The following is a 19,207-nucleotide window of genomic DNA, read 5'->3' as shown; positions in this document are numbered from 1 at the left end:
GATCCTCTCCCTCTCAAGATAAGTAGTATGTGATTAGTTTGACTGATTAGCCAGCTTTTTCTTCTTAATAATACGCTCACGCTCATTTTTATCTAAAATCTTCTTACGAAGGCGAATGGATTCTGGCGTGATTTCACAGTACTCATCTTCATTTAAATATTCTAATGCTTCTTCTAATGATAAGAGACGTGGCTTTTTCATACTTACCGTTTGTTCTTTATTGGCAGAACGAATATTTGTAGCTTGTTTCACTTTTGTGATGTTAACCGTTAAATCATTTTCACGATTATGTTCCCCAACAATCATTCCTTCGTAGATTTCAGTTGCAGGTTCAACGAAGATTGTACCACGATCTTCTACACCCATAATACCATATTGCGACGCTTTACCTGTTTCCATTGAAACAAGCACACCTTGGCGACGGCCACCTACTTGTCCTTGGATCATGGGTTGATAAGAGTCAAATGAATGGTTAATAATACCGTATCCGCGAGTTTGTGATAAAAACTCTGTTGTATATCCAATCAGACCACGTGCAGGAACCATGAACTCTAAACGAACTTGTCCTGAACCTGTGTTCGTCATATTGATCATCTCACCTTTACGTGCTCCAAGCGATTCCATAACAGCACCCGTATATTCCTCAGGAACATCAATTTGAACTCTTTCTACCGGCTCACTTTTCACGCCATCAATTTCACGGATGATTACTTCCGGTTTCGAAACTTGAAGCTCATATCCTTCTCTACGCATATTCTCAATTAAAATAGAAAGGTGAAGTTCACCACGACCGGAAACTGTCCATGCATCAGGAGAGTCTGTATCTTCAACACGTAAACTAACATCTGTTTCCAACTGAGATTTTAAACGTTCTTCTAACTTACGACTCGTGACATGTTTTCCTTCACGACCTGCAAACGGACTGTTATTAACTAAGAAAGTCATTTGTAATGTCGGCTCGTCAATACGTAAAATTGGCAGAGCTTCCTGTTGATCAACAGGACATACTGTTTCACCTACATTAATTTCTTCCATACCTGAAACAGCTATCAAGTCTCCAGCTTGTGCTTTTTGAATTTCAATTCGCTTAAGGCCTAAAAATCCAAAGATCTTAGTCACTCGGAATTGTTTAACGGAACCATCAAGTTTCATAAGTGCTACTTGCTGACCTACTTCCATCGTCCCGCGGAATACGCGACCAATCCCAATTCGGCCTAGATAATCGCTATAATCTAACATCGTAACTTGAAATTGAAGTGGTTCGTGACTATTATCTACAGGAGCAGGAGTATGCTCAATAATCGCTTCAAATAAAGCTGTCATATCTTCATCTTGCTTTTCAGCATCAGCACTCGCTGTTCCATTAATTGCAGATGCATAGACAACTGGAAATTCAAGTTGATCTTCATCTGCCCCTAGGTCGATTAGTAAATCAACGACTTCATCAACGACTTCAACCGGACGAGCAGAAGGTTTATCAATTTTATTAACAACAACGATTGGACTTAATTTTTGTTCTAACGCTTTCTTCAAAACAAACCTCGTTTGCGGCATCGTTCCTTCATAAGCGTCAACAACTAGTAATACACCGTCAACCATCTTCATAATACGCTCTACTTCACCACCGAAGTCGGCGTGACCTGGTGTATCTAATATATTAATTCGTTTGTCATTGTAATTAATCGCAGTGTTTTTTGCTAAAATTGTAATACCTCGTTCTTTTTCCAAGGCATTGGAATCCATTGCTCTCTCGTCAACTTGTTCATTTTCACGGAAAGTTCCTGACTGTTTTAATAATTGGTCTACTAAAGTTGTTTTTCCATGGTCAACGTGGGCAATAATGGCTATATTTCTAATATCTTCACGTAAATTCATTCTAATTGAACGCTCCTATCCTTTTACAGGTTATTATAACTGTCTAATTATATCATAAATCAAAAATAATCGATAACTTATCCGAAATTTTTTCCACTATTCCGATGATGTTTAACTATATTGTCATATTATTGGTCTTTTTCTTTTGTCCAATTCAAGGTAAAATAAAAGTAATTATTATTTGAAATGAACAATTCAGGGGGAAATAGTGTGAAGAAAGAGAATATACTGTTTTTGACGCTTGCTATTGTAACCGTGATCGGGATTATGGCTATTGGTGTTGCGATCGCAGAACGTAGTATTCTTATCGGAGTACTTTCATTACTTGGCATAACAGCTGCTTGTGGAATGGGTTTTTCTTTAAGAAAAAAGCTAAGGGAACCAGAGGAAATATAAAAAATAGAGTCGATGAGTAATGTACTCTCGGCTCTATTTTTTTATTCCTTATCTTATTTCAAGCGTCTTACCTCTACTCCTACTTGTTGTTCAAGAGGACGAATTATGGCACAAACATCATTTTTACCATAGTTTTCCTTTGCTCGACGGACTATATTTTCGGAATGCTCTACTAGCTCCACCGGTACACCTAGACTTTCTGCTAAGTCAATAGCAAGTCCCATATCCTTATGTAATAAATTAATACTAAATCGTTGTTCAAACTGTCTGTCCATAATCGCTTCAACAGACCAGTCCATACTTTTTGAAAAACCAGAGCTTCGTTTCACAATGTCGTACAATACCTGTGGGTTGATTCCTGCCTTAGTTCCCATAACATATGCCTCTGATAATGCAGCTGTATGAACACCAACTAACATATTATTTATTAGTTTAATAACACTTCCGCTTCCGGTTGGTCCGACATGTACGACATAATCACCTATGATTTTCAAAACTTCGTAAGAATTATTAAATGCTTCTTCATTTCCACCGCACATAATAGTTAATGACCCTGCTTTTGCTCCCATCGGACCACCGCTTACAGGTGCATCCATAAATAAAGCACCTTTTCTTGCTAATTGCTCGTTCATTTGCTGATTTAGTTGTGGACTGACAGTGGAATGATCAATAATAATTTTTTCATTTGTTGCACCAGCAATAATTCCATTTTCTCCTTCATATACGTCAATAACATTTTCGGGTAAAGGAAGACAGGTTAACACGATATCACAGATTTCTACCAATTCCTTTGGACTATTTGCTTCTTTTGCCCCTAACTCTAACGCCTGCTCAATGGGAGGGCGACTTCTGCTCACTACATACGTGTCGTAACCAGAAGCTAATATATTTTTCGCCATTGGAAGTCCCATTGTCCCAAGACCTATAAAACCTACCTTCATAAATTTCATCTCCTATGTACAAACTCACTTATGACCGCCTCATGGAACTGAGGTCTTCCTACAAATACAGAACTTGACTGTAACATTGCTAAAGGCTCTCCATAAATCGTAGAATAACATCCACCTACTTCATTTAGTAATACGAGTGCAGCAGCAAAATCCCAAGGTGATAACTTTAAACTTATGTACCCATCTAACCGTCCTGATGCAACATAAGCCATTTCTAAAGCAGCGGACCCGTAGGAACGAACCCCTCTAACCTTTTGAACTAGATGAACGAGAATCGGTTGATACGGCTTATCCTCATTCAACAGCCATCGTGCATTTAAGCCTATTATGGCTTTATTAATATCAACTTCCGTTAACATTTCTAAGCGCTCATCATTCTTATATGCTCCTTGCCCTGCCACAGCATGATACATCACATCATTCATTACATCATAAATTAAACCAATCTTACCTTCACCTTTATGATAAACAGCCACACTTATAGCGAAGTTATATTGCTGATGAACAAAGTTTGTCGTTCCATCAATAGGGTCAATGATCCAAATCGTATCCTCATTTACATATTCCTCTTCACTGATGCCTTCTTCACCTAAGAAAGCATGGCTTGGAAAATGAGTTTGAATTTTTTTTAGAAAATATTGTTCTATTTTTCTATCCATTTCAGTAACAAGATCATCTGGACTGGATTTTGTTTCAACATGTATGGTTTCTAATAATGAAGCCTTTAATTGATTACTTGCTTCTTTTACCCATATCATAGCCATTTGCTTTATTTTGAGCCAATCCAATTCATTCATCTATATGAGACCCCCTGTTTGAGTACAGCAAGTAAGCTTATTTTTGTTATGTTATATTATGACATAAATACTCATTTCAAGAAAAGTTAAAAATCATGAACACATTCCGAAAATTACGAATACTATAATTGGGTGTGAGAGCTTACTATAGGCTAAGTCCACTTTTCGTACGTAAAAATTAAAAAAGTGCGGAAAATACTCCGCACCGTAATCATATTTAAACTTCTAATAAAATTAACTCTTGACTCAATCTCTTCAGCTTCCTCTTACATTTGTTCATTGTTTCTAAGTCTTCTGCTAACATAGCATCGTGTAGAGTTGCTAATTCATAATCAATTTCTAAACGAAGGACTGGGATTCTTAGTTCGGCATCCCTTCTCTTGAAGGCTTGAATGACTTGTTCCACAGAAACTCACACCCCTTATATCCCTAATTTTAACCGTGTCCAAAATGACTTAACCGAATATTCAGATTATTGTTTTGTATTATAGCATATGTTAGTACACAGCAAAATGGCACAACCTATTTCATATTTGTGGTAAACTAATTGAAAAATAAAATTGAAGGTGATTGTTGTTATGTCATTTAATGGATTTACAGAAGAAGACTTTAACGTATTTACAGTTGAGGGATTAGAGCCGCGCATGGATCAACTAAAAGGAAGAATACGACCTAAACTAGAGGAATTGGGCCATCATTTTTCTCCTACCCTATCTTCTTTAGTTGGTGACGAGATGTATTACCATGTGGCTAAACATGCTAGAAGAAAGGTTAACCCACCTAAAGATACTTGGGTTGCTATCGCTAACAGTAATCGTGGATATAAAATGCTTCCTCATTTTCAAATTGGATTGTTTGAAACGCATTTATTTGTCTGGTTCGCCGTTATTTACGAATGTCCAATTAAACAACAATTTGCAGATCAACTATTGTCACAAATGAATATCATTAAGCAACAAATACCTTCTCATTTTGTCTGGTCTGGGGATCACACAAAACCTGAAGCAACATCCCATCAGGATGCAGACCTGCAAGCTTTATTTGAGCGCCTTCGCGACGTAAAAAAAGCTGAAATTTTATGTGGGATACATATTGATCGAAACGATCCGATTGTTTCAAATGGCCCAGAATTAATTAAACGGATCGATGAAACATTTACAACCTTAGCTCCCCTTTATCGATTAACCAGTCCAATTAACAATTAAAAAAAGGCAAGCATAATTGCTTGCCCTTTTTTGATTACGAGTGCATAAAATTCGAGGCTGTCTAGCTGCAGCTCCCAGCGTCTAGTGGACTTCGCTCTCCTCCTTACGATAAGTCAACATCGGTTCTTTACCTCACCGTGTATCCTTTATCTCATACGGAGGGCTCCAGTCCATACGCCGATAAACGGTCGCTTCCGCTTTTCTAACTGTCTAGCTGCAGGCGCCTTCCGCTTTTCTTCGTTACATTTTAATTTTTTGAACCTGTTCTTCTTCACGCGCTTTTTTTACTGCATGATAACAGGATACGCCTGCTTCCTCGTCAAATTGCTTAAATAATTGTTTCTCTTCACTCTTTGAAGGAACAATCTCCTTAAAACGACGGTATAAAGATAATAACTTAGCTCGCTCTACTCCATTATCATGAGCTTCTTCAACTGCTTGAAAAAAAGCCATTATATCTATTACCTCTTCTTTACTCCAGTCTAAGGAAATTGGCATGTTCATATGTTCTTATTCCACCTTTATGATTATTTAGTCCAAGTTGTTCTTATCTCTTCCCCTTCTTTAATCATTCGATTAAAGAGTTCCTGTACAGTTGGGATATCTTTAATTCTCCCCATTACTTGTCCAGCCCAACCAAAACCTTCAGACTCATTACCTTCATAAATATACTTTTTATTAGCTTCGCCGCTAATTAAGTTTTTTAATGAGGCAAAGGTCGGATTTTCTTCTTCAGCTTGGATTATTTTTTCAGTCCATTCATTTTTGATGGCACGGCCAGGGGCTCCGATTGAGCGCTTAATCACCACGGTATCAGCTTCACTAGCGGTAACTAATTTTTGTTTATAAGACTCATGTGCGTGAATACATTCCTTTGTTGCAATAAAGCGGGTACCCATCTCTATCCCTTCAGCACCTAAAGCAAGGGCTGCCATTAAACCTTTTCCATCACCAATACCACCAGAAGCTATTACAGGAATTTTTACAGACTCTACAACTTGAGGAATTAACACCATTGTACCTGTATCGGCTCTTCCTAAGTGCCCACCACCTTCTTGGCCAACGACCATTACAGCGTCTGCACCAAGTTCTTCTGCTTTTTCAGCTTGTCTTCTCGCAGCGACAAGAACAAGTTTTTTCGTATTAACTCCTTTTAGCATATCAAAAATAGGTGCAGGATTACCACCTGTCATAGTGATAACAGGAACTTCTTCCTCTATTGCAACTTCTAACATATGTTCAAACGACCTTCCATGTTGACCGATTGCGTAATTTACACCATATGATTTATTAGTTTTTTTCTTTACAGCTTGAATTTCTTTCCTTAATTCTTCAGGTGTACTTAGGGACATTGCTGTAATTTGACCTAAACCACCTGCATTTGACACTGCAGCTGCTAAATCTGAATAAGCTAAGTAAGCCAAGCCACCTTGAATGATAGGGTATTTAATGTTCAACATTTTTGTTACTCTAGTTTCCCAATTCATGAAATCCCTCCTTACCTTGTATATCATTGCTTTCATTAACCAAACTAATAAATGATGATAAATAATAAAGTACCATTAATTTCAATGAAAGCGGTCTCTTATCAATTCGACAAGAGCTACATAAAACCCTACAGCCGCTAACGATTTATCAATGTCGAAAAAAGTAAAAATTTTCATTGCTTTTCATTTATTTTTTGATATACTCAATCTTGTTTTATATGCAAGGTGACAACTTGCAATTAGAAAGTAGAAGAGGTGAATCGGTTGTCGCAACAACGCTTAACTCCGCTGTATACCGGCGTAAAAGAACATGCAAAAAAAGACCCTATACAATTTCATATTCCTGGTCACAAAAAAGGGAATGGGATAGATCCTGAATTTAGAGAGTTTATTGGTGAAAATGCCTTATCCATAGACCTAATTAATATCGGCCCACTCGATGACCTACATCACCCTCACGGCATCATTAAAGAAGCACAATCCCTTGCCGCTGAAGCATTTGGGGCAGATTACACTTTCTTTTCTGTACAAGGTACAAGCGGTGCAATTATGACTATGATTATGAGTGTTTGTGGTCCTGGGGATAAAATTATTGTACCTAGAAACGTTCATAAATCCATTATGTCTGCGATTATTTTTTCAGGTGCGAATCCAATTTTTATACATCCTGAAATTGATAAAGATCTTGGAATATCGCATGGCATTACTACAGATTCTGTAAAAAAAGCAATTGAACAACATCCGGATGCAAAAGGATTGCTCGTTATCAATCCAACATACTTCGGCATTTCTGCCAATTTAAAAGAAATAGTAGAAATTGCTCATCATGCTAATATACCTGTATTAGTTGATGAAGCTCACGGGGTTCACATTCATTTCCATGATGAACTACCCTTATCTGCAATGCAAGCAGGTGCAGATATGGCAGCTACAAGTGTGCATAAATTAGGCGGCTCAATGACACAAAGTTCCGTATTAAATGTTAAAGAAGGGTTGGTGTCTCCAAAACGAGTTCAAGCCATCATAAGTATGTTAACAACAACATCTACGTCTTATTTACTTCTATCTTCTCTTGATGTTGCACGAAAACAATTGGCGACTGTTGGAAAGAAAATGATCGACAATTCTATTCAATTAGCTCAGAGAACAAGGGAAGCCATCAATACGATTCCTGGTCTATATTGTGTTGGAAAAGAAATATTAGGTTCGAAAGCTGCATACGATTACGATCCTACAAAATTAATTATTTCAATCAAAAACTTAGGAATTACAGGATACGAAGTTGAAGTTTATTTGCGTGAAAAGCATAATATTGAAGTCGAGCTCTCAGATTTATACAATATCCTTTGTATCATTACATTTGGTGACTCTGAAAAGGAAACATCTGCATTAGTTAACGCTTTACGTGAGCTTTCAGATTTACATCAAGATAAAATTGAAACCCGTGAAGCAGTTTCTGTATATGTTCCTAACAGCCCAACTCTTGCTTTAACACCACGCGATGCCTTTTATTCTGATACGGAAGTGATTTCTTTTGATTATTCGGCTGGAAGAATTATTGCTGAATTCGTGATGGTTTACCCTCCAGGTATTCCTATACTTATTCCAGGAGAAGTTATTACTGAAGAAAATATAAATTATATCCAGGAAAATTTATATGCAGGCCTGCCAGTTCAAGGCCCAGAAGATGCAACATTTAAAAAGATTCGTGTAATAAAAGAAAGACGACCAATACGATAAGCGTGCGTTCAAAAAACAAGTGAAGTGCCAGCGCCCGTTCAGCCGCACGTCCATCTTTGAATTTTATAGTTTATTAACTTTTTAAAAAGTCCCAACCTGTTCTAGGTTCGGGATTTTTTATATGTTAACGGTATACCACAGTCATAAATATACAGACAGAAAAAGGAACCCCTAACAGGAGTTCCTTTCATAATTATTTTAGTTTACTAGCTTTCTCTTTACACTTTTCACAACCTGAGCATTTTGCATATAAAGTTGTAACCTTTTCGCCTTCGAAATGTTCAATTGTTGTGTTGCAAGTTTGACATACGATAATCCCCACAATATCCATCTCCCTTGTCATATCATTATAGTTTTTACTGAAAACGTTTTCTGATCTCTATGTATCAATAATAATATGTCACATTAATATTGTCAACAACAAATTGTATAACACATTTAATTCTTTTTTTCTCAATTTGCGTATTAAATGTTTCATATTTCTTTAATTTTTAATATATATTACGCATTAATAAACAAGAGGCTGAATTGAGTATCAGCCTCTTGTTGAACCAAGTATATTTCTTTAGTTTAATATCAATATTGTGGCTCTAGCGGCATTGTCGGCAAGGTCTTTTCAAAGAACGTTGCAAGATCCTCTGCCTCTTTAGCAGATCGAATATGAAATACTTTTTGAATATGATCTACATTCCTTACATCGTCAGCACAAAGTAGTGCAGAACGTCCTGTTTGCATGCAGATCACAAGAGGTTTACCAAAGAACATGTTTGTGTAGACAATGCCAAAATCATAACGAACATCGTCAGTAGTAAACCCAATAAATTGCACCTTCACATTTTCTTGCTCGTCGTATAAACGCTCAAACAAATTCATTTAGTCCACCTCCATAATTAATTCATATATGACAACAATAAACAAAAAGGAGACGTCTTTTTATCTATTGCTATGTCCAAAATAGAAAACAATTTTTAAAATTTTCTGATATTAATAGTATAACCTCTTCACCTTGATTAATCAACCTACTTTTAGCCTAAATTGTGTAAATATTGTGAAAATTAATTTCTGATTAATTACTATAATGACTTTGATTCAATTCTATATGCCTACAAACTTCGTGAACAAAAATTATATCTTCTTCGGTTACCTCATATCCACTTTTAGGTAAACTAAATACAATGATCCCAATTAAATGATGCCCCTCATAAAATGGAGCTAGTAGACGGATCGTATTTTCTAACTCTATTGTAGAAATGCTACCTCTGATAGCACATATACTTAATGGACCTTTCCCAAAAAGTTCTATAACATCGTATGCCTCATCCCCCACACTTGCAATTAGTTCAAAAAAACGATCATGCGATTTATACATACCAGTACTAAATCCTTGTTTTATGTACTTACCAAACACTTGTATAATTCCATTGAAAAATTCATTTTGTGAGTTTGCGTACTCTGAAACAAGTCCCACCTCGAGTCGAAGTTCATCTAAGAATGCTGACTTATCCATATTGCTTCCCCCATTTTTATTACGGTATTTTCTTTTTATTTGGCACTATAAATTATTGTTAAAGTTTATATGCCTTCTACCATTACCTCCACGTCAGTCCATTTTATCTATATTAGTATTCCAATATATACAACTTTAACTATAAATTCATACATTTTAATTATATTATTTATAATACGAGATAATGATTCTTATTACCTTCGTTCTTTAATACTAATTTTAATTATGTTGTCAGCTTTCATGACTAATGCTAAGATAGAAATGGAATTGAAAACGTTTTAAAGTTGGGAGTAGATGTCTATGTCCGACCATGCATACATAAAGCTAGTGAAAAAGTCTACACAACAAGACATAACACTAGAAGAATTGAAGGATATTTTCAAGTATTATCAAACCATAACCACTAAAACTGGAGATCAATTAGATTGGGGATATGGTGACGCAGCTTTCCCATATGTGATCTCGGAAGTACCTGACAGTGACGATGATAACTGGTTTTATTTGAAAAGTAATGGATCATCAACAAGATACAAATACATTGTTTTTGGTGTAGGGAAAGAAACGATTGAAGATAGTGAAGGAAATGAGACGTTACAATCGTACATACAAGTTATTCTTCCTGAAGGTGCGACACATGGTGATAAAGGGAAAGCAAATGAATTCTGTAAATTCTTAGGAAAGAAATTACAAGCTGAAGTTCATTTATTTAATGGAAGAATTATGTATTTCTATAAGAGATAAGCACAGGCAGCTGCCTGTGCTTTCTTCATTTTATTCTTTAAAGATACTTTTAAGTACAGTTAGTACTTCATCTTGGTCTAATGGTTTCCAGAACAACTCACCATATATTAATAGATCCTGATGTAAATGTAATTCTGTTGAATCTTGATTAACCGCACCGCTCGTCCCAGAATTCCCAACGTATCCGATGATCGTATTTTCATCAATTTCTTGCCCAACTCGAATGTCTTCCGGAATATCAGATAAATGGGCAAAACGACTCATAACCCCATTCGGGTATTGCACCCATACTTGTCTACCCCGTAACCTATCAAAAATATATTCAGGCGTTGCACCCAAACTAGAAGTAAACTTCAAATCTGTATTTCTTACCTCAGGAGAAGCGTACTCTTCATAATTATGATCTGCTCGCACAACTATACCTTTTGCCATTCCATAGATCGGTGTCTCAAAACTAATATCACCGCCAGAAGCAAAGTCATACCAGTCTAACCCTTCGTGATACCCATTACGGTACGGACGCTTTGCCCCTGGCAAATGACTAGGTATTGTACTTACTTGAGCTTCTTTTATAGGCTTCTTTAGAAATGAAAGGTAATCAATCATTTGTTCGGCATTCCATGTTTCAAAATTGAAATCTTTCGGTGGTCCTCCTACTTTTTCAACAGGTCCATACCATTCAAACGATATTGCATCTTTTGTATACGTTGTACTCATTCCAAGTCCTAATTCCAGAAAAGATGAAGGTAAATATACTTGATCATCTTCAATGATCAAATATATGTCATTTTCAGCTAAATACTCACCATTTCTTTCTAAAACAGGGACACCGTCTATTAAGTAGAAATGATCATCATCTATAGTCAATCTTAACGTTCGATGGATCGGATCATATTCATATGACCCATTCATTTCAGCGACTAAATCATCTACTGAAAATTTTGCTTCATTAGATTTTATTTCTATTGGTAATTGTACTAAGTTAGCTGGATGTTTATTTGTTTTCTTTTCTGTCATTTGTTGAAATTCTTCATTGTCAGATTGACAGGCGGTTAAGACTAATACGATCAACAATACCAAATTAATTAACTTTCGTTTGTACATCTTCATCTCTACTTTCTCGAACGTTTCATACCTATTGTATCTCCTCTCTAAAAATATGACAAGGTTCTACAAAAATTAACAATATTCTCGTTGCAGTTGACTTATTGTTTATAGCAAATTAAAAAGCGACTAAGCTACATATCAGCCTAGACGCTTTTATTATATTTTATTCGGATTTACTGTATTTTTTTAGGGTCAACAATTTCATACCCTTTTTCCCTTAAACCAGTCACAATATCTTCTAAGGCTTCTTTTGTCCACTTTCTGTCATGCATTAAAAGATTGGCACCATTCATCAATTCTGGTGCATTTACCATAATATCTGCTAAAGCTTCGGCATTCGTATATTGTTGAAAGTAATCATAACCATATGTCCAGTTCATCCACTGCATTCCTTCTTCCTCAACTACCTGTTTAGATATGTCCGTGTTTACACCGTATGGGGCTCTAAAAAAACGTGGCCGCTCCCCTATAACTTCTTCAATCAGATCATTTAGTTCCACAATTTCTTTTCTTTGTTCTTCTGCAGATAGTTCACCCAAATTCTTATGGCTCATCGTATGATTACCTATTTCAAAGCCTAATTCATGTATCCTTTTTAATTGTTCTTTACCATCATTTTTATTTATAAAAATACCATTTACGAAGAAGATGGCATTTGCATCCAAATCAAAAAGAATTTGGGCCATCTCAGCTCCGAATTGATCGGGGGCATCATCAATTGTTAAAAGGACAACTTTCTCATTAACACCTTCTTTTTTAGGTTGAATAAGAAAGTTTGTTTTGTTTAGTTTATACTGCGGTACGACAACCTCTTCTATTTGTTCATCCTGCTCCATTTCTCTTGTTTCATGACTACTTCCTTGCTCTTCTTCTAGTTTCTCTTCGATAACATTTTGATCTTTTATCCCCGCTTCTACAACTATATCTTCTACATTCTCATCAATCGCGGCATGCTCCTTCTCAGTACTTTCAGAATTACATCCAGCCATTATAATAAGGAAACTACACAATAATACAGCGAACCATTTCATATACACACCAACCTAACTATAGTTATGATTTAACCTTGTCGAGAGACATCTTCTACTAGTGAATATATTAGCAAATTATTTTTTTAAATACACCTTTGTTTGTATATCTAATAAATAGCAATCCAATACTATGGATGGATAGTCAGCTAAGAAGGTGGTTTTATGAAAAATACAAAATGGGTTGGTCGTAGAGTTATAAAAACTGGACTTTCAGTATTTGTAACAGCTTTTATTTGTAAGTTACTTGATTTACCGGTTGTTTTTGCTATTATCACTGCAATTGTCACAACAGAACCAACTGCCGCAGATTCATTAAAAAAGGGACTAGTTCGCCTGCCAGCAGCTGCGATAGGTGCTCTTTTTGCTGTTTTAATTGATTTTTTCCTAGGGCAATCTGCATTAACTTATTCATTAGTAGCCATGCTAACGATCGTTGCCTGCGCTCGCTTAAAGCTAGATACAGGCACACTTGTTGCGACTTTAACAGCAGTTGCAATGATACCTGGTACAACGGATAGTATGTTACACGATTTTATTTTTAGGTTATCTGGCACTTCAATTGGGATTATTGTATCAACCTGTGTGAATTATGTGATTTTACCGCCTAAGTTTGGACCTATCGTTGTACAACAAATAGAAACACTTTATACAGAAGCAGCAAATAAGTTAATGTTACTCATTGATAACTCTATAGAGGAACACCCCTCTGTAACATACCGACCACTTTCACAACAGATAGAAAAGATCTATCAATTTACTCAGTTTCAAACTGATGAATGGAAATATCGAAATTTTGAAGAAAATGAATTTCGCTCATTTCAATACTTAATTAAAAAGCTTCATTTTATCGAACAAATAAATTTAAGAATCGGAAACTTAACTTACCAACAAATAAAGAGAAGTCATTTCTCAGAATTTGAATGGGACCTATTAAAAAAGTCAATAACATCTCTTGCTGAAATTTATAAAGATCCGTTACATCAAATGCATGAAAGTCATTTTGAATGGATTAATAAAATTAAGGAAAACTTACAGTATATTGAACCCAATACTAATGATGAACTACAATTTGTTCATCGCGTTTTTTATGAGCTATCTATTATTCAACAGTTGACAATCGAATTAGCTGAAGTAACAGAAAACGAAAGACAGTATTCTTTAACTGAGCAATCTTACCCAAGCTATGTATTTCCAAAAATACAGTACGATTAGTACATGTTATTTGTTTAGGAAAATTGGGTATGGTAATGTGGAACAGGAAAAACTTAATAGGGATCAACAAAGGAGTATGATAACTTGAAAAAACTTACACCTGTTTTTACTATTTCACTATTTATTGCAATTGCCTTCATTCTTTGGGGTGTCATTGCTCCGAACCATCTAGATGCAACTACTGCAGCTGTTCAAAGTTTTATAACCGAGAAATTTGGATGGTTTTATTTATTAGCCACTACAGGTTTTCTTATTTTTGCTATTTACCTTATTTTTAGTCCTTATGGTAGGATTCGCTTAGGAAAACCTGAGGACCGACCAGAATACAATTATTTAACTTGGTTTTCCTTTTTATTTACAGCAGGTATGGGGATTGGACTTGTCTTCTGGGGCGTCGCTGAACCAATGTATCACTTTTATTATCCGCCCAATCCAAACCTAGATTCCTATCAAGCAGCAAGTCAAGCGATGCGTTATGCCTTCTTCCATTGGGGTTTACATCCGTGGGCCATTTATGCCATTGTTGCTTTAATTCTTGCTTATTTTCAGTTTAGAAAAAATGCACCTGGGGTAATTAGTGCAGCTTTTAGACCCCTACTGGGTGATCGCGTTAATGGACCGATCGGTACAACGATAAACGTCATTGTTGTTTTTGCAACTATCTTTGGGGTTGCAACATCACTTGGATTTGGAACATTACAAATTTCCGGGGGAGCTTCGCACATAATTCCTGGTGTAGACAATAATATATGGACACAATTGGTCATTATATTAATTATCACCATCCTTTACATGCTATCTTCTCAAACCGGTTTAAATAAAGGTATCCGTATCCTGAGTAAAACTAATATATATTTAGCTATAGGCTTAATGTTATTTTTATTATTCTTAGGACCTACTACTTATATTATGGGCGTATTTACCCAAACATTAGGAAGTTACCTTCAAAATCTCGCTGGCATGAGTTTTAGAATTGATCCGTATAACCCTGAAACAAATTGGGTTCAAGGCTGGACAATCTTCTATTGGGCTTGGTGGATTGCATGGGCACCATTTGTTGGGACCTTTATTGCTAGGGTATCTAAAGGGCGTACCATTCGAGAATTTGTAGTTGGAGTTTTACTAGTTCCTACGATCTTTGGTGCTTTATGGTTTTCTGTATTCGGCGGAACTGCCATATCACTTGATCTACATAGTGATATGGGAATTATGAACGTCATTGAAGACCAGGGAATGGAACTTGCCTTATTTGCAGTATTAGACCAATTTCCATTAAGCATCATCATGTCAACAATTGCGATTTTATTAATATGTTCTTTCTTTATTACGTCTGCAGATTCAGCAACATTCGTTCTTGGTATGCAGACGACAAATGGAAATTTAAATCCGGCAAACTCAGTTAAGTTTGTATGGGGATTAGTTCAGTCTGCAGCAGCAGCGATATTATTAACTTCGGGTGGTTTAGGAGCGTTGCAAACCGCCTCTATCATCGCCGCACTTCCTTTTGCCATTATCATGATCTTAATGATTGTTTCATTAATGAAATCGTTACGCCAAGAAAAGCCGATACTCTATCAAGATAAATTGCGTATGAAGGATGAAAAGTTAAGATTGCGTGAAGAAAAATTAAAGCTTAAAGAAGAAATCGCTGCACTAAAAAAGAAAGTAAATGAACTAGATAAGAAAAAGAATGAAGAGTAAGACGGTTATTTATAACCGTCTTTTTATCATTTTTTTCTATTTCATTACATTTATGTTACTTCACGTACAACCATATAATGGCATGGTAAAATAATATCAATTAATTTATCCTTTATAGGAAGTGAGGTCAAAGGATGAGACATCATTTATCTTACTTGCTCTTATCGACCTTTTTAATTACTACAGGGTGTTGGTCATCAGAAGCAACTACTAATCCACTAGCGACAGATAATACAGAATACATGACTGTGCTGTTTTCAAATGAAGAATCAATTTTGGAAGAAGCAAGTTTTTACGATGCTTTATTAGAGATGCAAAGATTATTTCCAGAGCATCAATTCCCGTTTCAAATTGTATACGCGAGCGAACGAAACGTAATTCGCTATTTTAATGTAAATACATACCCAACTTTAATGGTACTTAGCGGTGACGATGTTCGTTTAGTAATTGAGGGAAAACATTCTAAAGAGGAAATTATTAATTTACTCACGGTCACTTTAAAAATGGATGAGCCTGAATTGTCTTATCATCATATTAAACATTAAATCGTTTTACCCATATAAATACAAAGAGGCTGACATCAAGTCAGCCTCTTCTTTATATAATCAGGGGAGAGAAATTCAAACTATTTTACAATGTGAATTGGCATACCGAGAGCAACCTCAGCAGTCTCCATCGTGATCTCACCTAATGATGGATGTGCGTGAATGGTTAATGCAATATCCTCAGCTGTCATACCTGCTTCAATTGCAACACACGCTTCTGAAATCATGTCTGACGCATTAGTTCCAGCAATTTGTACTCCAAGAACCAAACCATCTTCTTTACGTGTTATCATTTTCATGAAGCCTTCTGTCTCATCCATTGATAATGCACGACCATTAGCTGCAAATGGGAATTTAGATACAACTACATCATATCCTTCCTCTTTTGCCTCTTTCTCATTTAGACCGACAGTTGCTAATTCTGGACCTGAGAAAACAACCGCAGGAATAGCTAAATAATCTACTTCAGCAGGGTGGCCTGCAATAGCTTCAGCAGCGACTTTCGCTTCATACGATGCTTTATGAGCAAGCATTGGTCCAGGAACAATATCACCAATTGCATAGATCCCTTCAACAGATGTTCTGCACTGTTTATCTACTTTAATAAATCCACGCTCATCAATTTCAACACCGATTTGTTCTAGACCAATTTCCTCCGTGTTAGGACGACGACCAACTGTTACTAAAACGTAATCCGCGTCAAACGTTTTCGTCTCACCTTTCACTTCAGCTGTCACTGTAACCCCATTTTCTGTCTCTTCTACACCTTGCGCTAATGCTTCTAGGTAGAATTCTACACCGTTCTTTTTCATACGTTTAGTTACAAGTTGACTCATTTGTTTTTCGAAGCCCGGTAGAATTTGCTTTCCACCTTCTAGTACAACAACTTCTGATCCAAGATTAGAATATGCTGCGCCTAGCTCTATACCAATGTAACCCCCACCGATAACAATTAACTTCTTAGGAAGTTCTGTTAAGTTAAGCGCCCCTGTTGAACTTAAGATACGCTTACTGAATTTGAAAGCAGGAATTTCAATTGGACGAGATCCTGTTGCAATAATACAATTTTTAAATTTATAAGTTTGAGCTTGTTTATCATCCATAATACGTACGGAATCTTTATCCGCGAAATAAGCTTCACCTGTAACAATCTCAACTTTATTTCCTTTTAATAGCCCTTCAACGCCACCAGTTAATTTATTTACAACAGATGACTTCCATTCTTGCATTTTTGTAAAGTCTAAATTTACTTTATCTACTGTAATCCCCATATTTTCTGATGAGTTAGCATCATGAAAACGGTGACCTGCTTGAATTAAAGCTTTTGAAGGAATACAACCGACGTTTAAACAAACTCCACCGAGGTTGCCCTTTTCAACGATTGTTACTTTTTGTCCTAGTTGTGCAGCACGAATAGCTGCTACATAACCGCCAGGGCCTGAACCAATGACGAGAGTATCTACTTCTGTTGCGAAATCTCCAACTACCATTTGTTTATCCCTCCATTAATAACAATTGTGGGTCGTTTAATAAACGTTTTACGTGATTTAAAGCATTTTGTGCCGTTACTCCATCAATTAAACGGTGGTCATAACTAATGGATAAGTTTAGGACTGGAGCAGCTACAATTTCGCCGTTTTTAACGATAGCTTTTTCTTCAATACGACCAATTCCTAAGATTGCAACTTCCGGATGATTAATAACCGGTGTAAACCATGCACCACGTGCTGAACCTAAGTTTGAGATTGTGCATGTTCCACCTTTCATTTCATTCGGACTTAACTTTCCGTCACGTGCTTTTACTGCTAATTCACTAATCTCTGCTGCAATTGTATAGATCGATTTTCGATCAGCATCTTTAACTACCGGTACAACTAAGCCTTGCTCTGTATCAGCTGCAATCCCGATATTAAAGTAGTTTTTATAGACAATCTCCTCATTTACATCATCAATTGATGCATTTAAAGCCGGATATTTACGTAGAGCCGCAGTTAAAGCTTTAACTACATAAGGTAAGTATGTTAATTTAACACCTTGCTCAGCCGCAGCTTCTTTATACTGCTTACGGTGTGCAACTAGTGCAGTAACATCAATTTCATCCATATGCGTTACATGCGGTGCAGTATGCTTAGAATTAACCATTGCTTTTGCAATTGCCTTACGAATCCCTTTAAGTGGAACTCTTTCTTCATTTGCACCTTCTGGAATAGCAACAGGTGTTGTTTTTGGTGCTTGCGGAGCTTTTACTGCTTCCTCAGTAGATACTTCTACTTGTTCTTCAACTGCAGTTGTTTGTGTTTGTCCACCTGCTAAATAACGGTCAATATCTTCTCTTACGATACGTCCATTAGTCCCAGTTCCTTGAACAGCACGAATGTTAACGCCTTTTTCACGTGCGTATTTTCGTACAGATGGCATAGCAACTACACGACGGTTTTCATCTACTTCTGTTTCTACAGCAACAGGTGCAGCCTCTTTCGTTTCTTCAGCTTTTGCTTCTTCTTTTGCAGGTGCAGGGGCTTCCTCTTCATGATCACCGTGCGCTGATTGAGGAGCCTCACCATCATAATCGATCGTTACTAGAACATCACCAACAACAGCAACTGTTCCTTCACTTACTTTAAGGTCTAAGATTTTACCTTCAACTGGTGATGGAATTTCTACAACAGCTTTATCGTTTTGTACTTCAAGTAAAATATCATCTTCTTTTACTTCGTCACCTGGTTTAACAAACCATTTAACGATTTCACCTTCATGGATACCTTCACCGATATCAGGAAGTTTGAATTCAAATGCCACGAAAAGCGCCTCCTTTTTGTCCGTTAATTTTTGTCACTAATTACAGTTTTTATGCCAAATAAAATTAGACGGGTTCATTATTTGACCTATGATTTAGGTTAAAATTCGTGAAAA

20 protein-coding genes are annotated in these 19,207 nt (G+C 36.4%); 7 read left to right on the top strand and 13 right to left on the bottom strand.

What is annotated here, in order from left to right; translation table 11 throughout:
- Positions 1 to 33 precede the first annotated feature (33 nt).
- On the bottom strand, positions 34 to 1,875 hold the full coding sequence (typA, locus tag AC2VNP_RS17520) for a translational GTPase TypA (RefSeq protein WP_486918572.1): 1,842 nt from the start codon (positions 1,873 to 1,875) through the stop codon (positions 34 to 36).
- Positions 1,876 to 2,085: 210 nt separating this feature from the next.
- Here typA and AC2VNP_RS17515 point away from each other — a divergent pair, with 210 nt between their 5' ends.
- Entirely contained in the window at positions 2,086 to 2,271 is a 186-nt protein-coding gene (locus AC2VNP_RS17515; protein WP_486918571.1) for a DUF5325 family protein, read from the top strand.
- Between the two features lie 53 nt (positions 2,272 to 2,324).
- Here the strand turns inward: AC2VNP_RS17515 and AC2VNP_RS17510 are convergent, their stop codons facing one another.
- The 3 genes from AC2VNP_RS17510 to AC2VNP_RS17500 all read right to left on the bottom strand — a co-directional run bounded on the left by AC2VNP_RS17510 (position 2,325) and on the right by AC2VNP_RS17500 (position 4,424).
- Positions 2,325 to 3,212, bottom strand: a complete 888-nt coding sequence (locus tag AC2VNP_RS17510; protein WP_486918570.1) for an NAD(P)-dependent oxidoreductase — start codon at positions 3,210 to 3,212, stop codon at positions 2,325 to 2,327.
- Between the two features lie 5 nt (positions 3,213 to 3,217).
- Complete coding sequence (locus AC2VNP_RS17505) at positions 3,218 to 4,018, bottom strand: inositol monophosphatase family protein (protein WP_486918569.1); 801 nt, start codon at positions 4,016 to 4,018, stop codon at positions 3,218 to 3,220.
- A 217-nt stretch (positions 4,019 to 4,235) separates the two neighbouring features.
- Positions 4,236 to 4,424 carry a hypothetical protein gene (locus AC2VNP_RS17500; protein WP_275117740.1) on the bottom strand — a complete coding sequence of 63 codons (189 nt, stop codon included), beginning with the start codon at positions 4,422 to 4,424 and terminating at the stop codon, positions 4,236 to 4,238.
- A 172-nt stretch (positions 4,425 to 4,596) separates the two neighbouring features.
- Between AC2VNP_RS17500 and AC2VNP_RS17495 the strand changes: the two genes are divergently transcribed.
- The gene (locus AC2VNP_RS17495) at positions 4,597 to 5,223 is read left to right on the top strand and encodes a YktB family protein (RefSeq protein WP_486918568.1); all 627 of its coding nucleotides are present in this window, start codon (positions 4,597 to 4,599) and stop codon (positions 5,221 to 5,223) included.
- 240 nt (positions 5,224 to 5,463) lie between these two features.
- Here AC2VNP_RS17495 and AC2VNP_RS17490 read toward each other — a convergent pair whose 3' ends face one another.
- Together AC2VNP_RS17490 and AC2VNP_RS17485 are read right to left on the bottom strand one after the other, a co-directional pair.
- Positions 5,464 to 5,727 (bottom strand): UPF0223 family protein, encoded by a 264-nt coding sequence (locus AC2VNP_RS17490; RefSeq protein ID WP_486918567.1) that lies wholly within the window; start codon positions 5,725 to 5,727, stop codon positions 5,464 to 5,466.
- A gap of 23 nt (positions 5,728 to 5,750) precedes the next feature.
- Positions 5,751 to 6,737 carry an NAD(P)H-dependent flavin oxidoreductase gene (locus tag AC2VNP_RS17485; RefSeq protein ID WP_486918881.1) on the bottom strand — a complete coding sequence of 329 codons (987 nt, stop codon included), beginning with the start codon at positions 6,735 to 6,737 and terminating at the stop codon, positions 5,751 to 5,753.
- Positions 6,738 to 6,974: 237 nt separating this feature from the next.
- Between AC2VNP_RS17485 and AC2VNP_RS17480 the strand changes: the two genes are divergently transcribed.
- The gene (locus AC2VNP_RS17480) at positions 6,975 to 8,450 is read left to right on the top strand and encodes an aminotransferase class I/II-fold pyridoxal phosphate-dependent enzyme (protein WP_486918566.1); all 1,476 of its coding nucleotides are present in this window, start codon (positions 6,975 to 6,977) and stop codon (positions 8,448 to 8,450) included.
- A gap of 193 nt (positions 8,451 to 8,643) precedes the next feature.
- Here the strand turns inward: AC2VNP_RS17480 and AC2VNP_RS17475 are convergent, their stop codons facing one another.
- The 3 genes from AC2VNP_RS17475 to AC2VNP_RS17465 form a co-directional block, all read right to left on the bottom strand.
- The gene (locus AC2VNP_RS17475; RefSeq protein WP_486918880.1) at positions 8,644 to 8,781 is read right to left on the bottom strand and encodes a GapA-binding peptide SR1P; all 138 of its coding nucleotides are present in this window, start codon (positions 8,779 to 8,781) and stop codon (positions 8,644 to 8,646) included.
- A gap of 245 nt (positions 8,782 to 9,026) precedes the next feature.
- On the bottom strand, positions 9,027 to 9,323 hold the full coding sequence (locus tag AC2VNP_RS17470) for a DUF3055 domain-containing protein (RefSeq protein ID WP_486918565.1): 297 nt from the start codon (positions 9,321 to 9,323) through the stop codon (positions 9,027 to 9,029).
- 193 nt (positions 9,324 to 9,516) lie between these two features.
- Entirely contained in the window at positions 9,517 to 9,957 is a 441-nt protein-coding gene (locus AC2VNP_RS17465) for a hypothetical protein (RefSeq protein ID WP_486918564.1), read from the bottom strand.
- Between the two features lie 300 nt (positions 9,958 to 10,257).
- Here AC2VNP_RS17465 and AC2VNP_RS17460 point away from each other — a divergent pair, with 300 nt between their 5' ends.
- On the top strand, positions 10,258 to 10,698 hold the full coding sequence (locus AC2VNP_RS17460; protein ID WP_486918563.1) for a DUF1885 family protein: 441 nt from the start codon (positions 10,258 to 10,260) through the stop codon (positions 10,696 to 10,698).
- 30 nt (positions 10,699 to 10,728) lie between these two features.
- On the opposite strand, the gene AC2VNP_RS17455 is transcribed toward AC2VNP_RS17460, so the two are convergent.
- Positions 10,729 to 11,802 (bottom strand): M23 family metallopeptidase, encoded by a 1,074-nt coding sequence (locus tag AC2VNP_RS17455; protein WP_486918562.1) that lies wholly within the window; start codon positions 11,800 to 11,802, stop codon positions 10,729 to 10,731.
- Positions 11,803 to 11,978: 176 nt separating this feature from the next.
- Entirely contained in the window at positions 11,979 to 12,794 is an 816-nt protein-coding gene (locus AC2VNP_RS17450; RefSeq protein WP_486918561.1) for a polysaccharide deacetylase family protein, read from the bottom strand.
- 204 nt (positions 12,795 to 12,998) lie between these two features.
- On the opposite strand from AC2VNP_RS17450, the gene AC2VNP_RS17445 reads away from it, so the two are divergent.
- The 3 genes from AC2VNP_RS17445 to AC2VNP_RS17435 all read left to right on the top strand — a co-directional run bounded on the left by AC2VNP_RS17445 (position 12,999) and on the right by AC2VNP_RS17435 (position 16,294).
- Positions 12,999 to 14,048, top strand: coding sequence for an FUSC family protein (locus AC2VNP_RS17445; RefSeq protein WP_486918560.1), 1,050 nt, complete (start codon positions 12,999 to 13,001; stop codon positions 14,046 to 14,048).
- 84 nt (positions 14,049 to 14,132) lie between these two features.
- Entirely contained in the window at positions 14,133 to 15,749 is a 1,617-nt protein-coding gene (locus AC2VNP_RS17440; protein ID WP_486918559.1) for a glycine betaine uptake BCCT transporter, read from the top strand.
- Positions 15,750 to 15,883: 134 nt separating this feature from the next.
- Positions 15,884 to 16,294 carry a hypothetical protein gene (locus AC2VNP_RS17435; RefSeq protein ID WP_486918558.1) on the top strand — a complete coding sequence of 137 codons (411 nt, stop codon included), beginning with the start codon at positions 15,884 to 15,886 and terminating at the stop codon, positions 16,292 to 16,294.
- 80 nt (positions 16,295 to 16,374) lie between these two features.
- Here AC2VNP_RS17435 and lpdA read toward each other — a convergent pair whose 3' ends face one another.
- Complete coding sequence (gene lpdA, locus AC2VNP_RS17430) at positions 16,375 to 17,784, bottom strand: dihydrolipoyl dehydrogenase (protein WP_486918557.1); 1,410 nt, start codon at positions 17,782 to 17,784, stop codon at positions 16,375 to 16,377.
- A 4-nt stretch (positions 17,785 to 17,788) separates the two neighbouring features.
- Positions 17,789 to 19,093 (bottom strand): dihydrolipoamide acetyltransferase family protein, encoded by a 1,305-nt coding sequence (locus tag AC2VNP_RS17425; protein ID WP_486918556.1) that lies wholly within the window; start codon positions 19,091 to 19,093, stop codon positions 17,789 to 17,791.
- Positions 19,094 to 19,207 lie beyond the last annotated feature (114 nt).

The organism is Alkalihalobacterium sp. TH-98, assembly GCF_057473385.1.
This window is presented reverse-complemented; position numbering and strand designations above follow the sequence as displayed.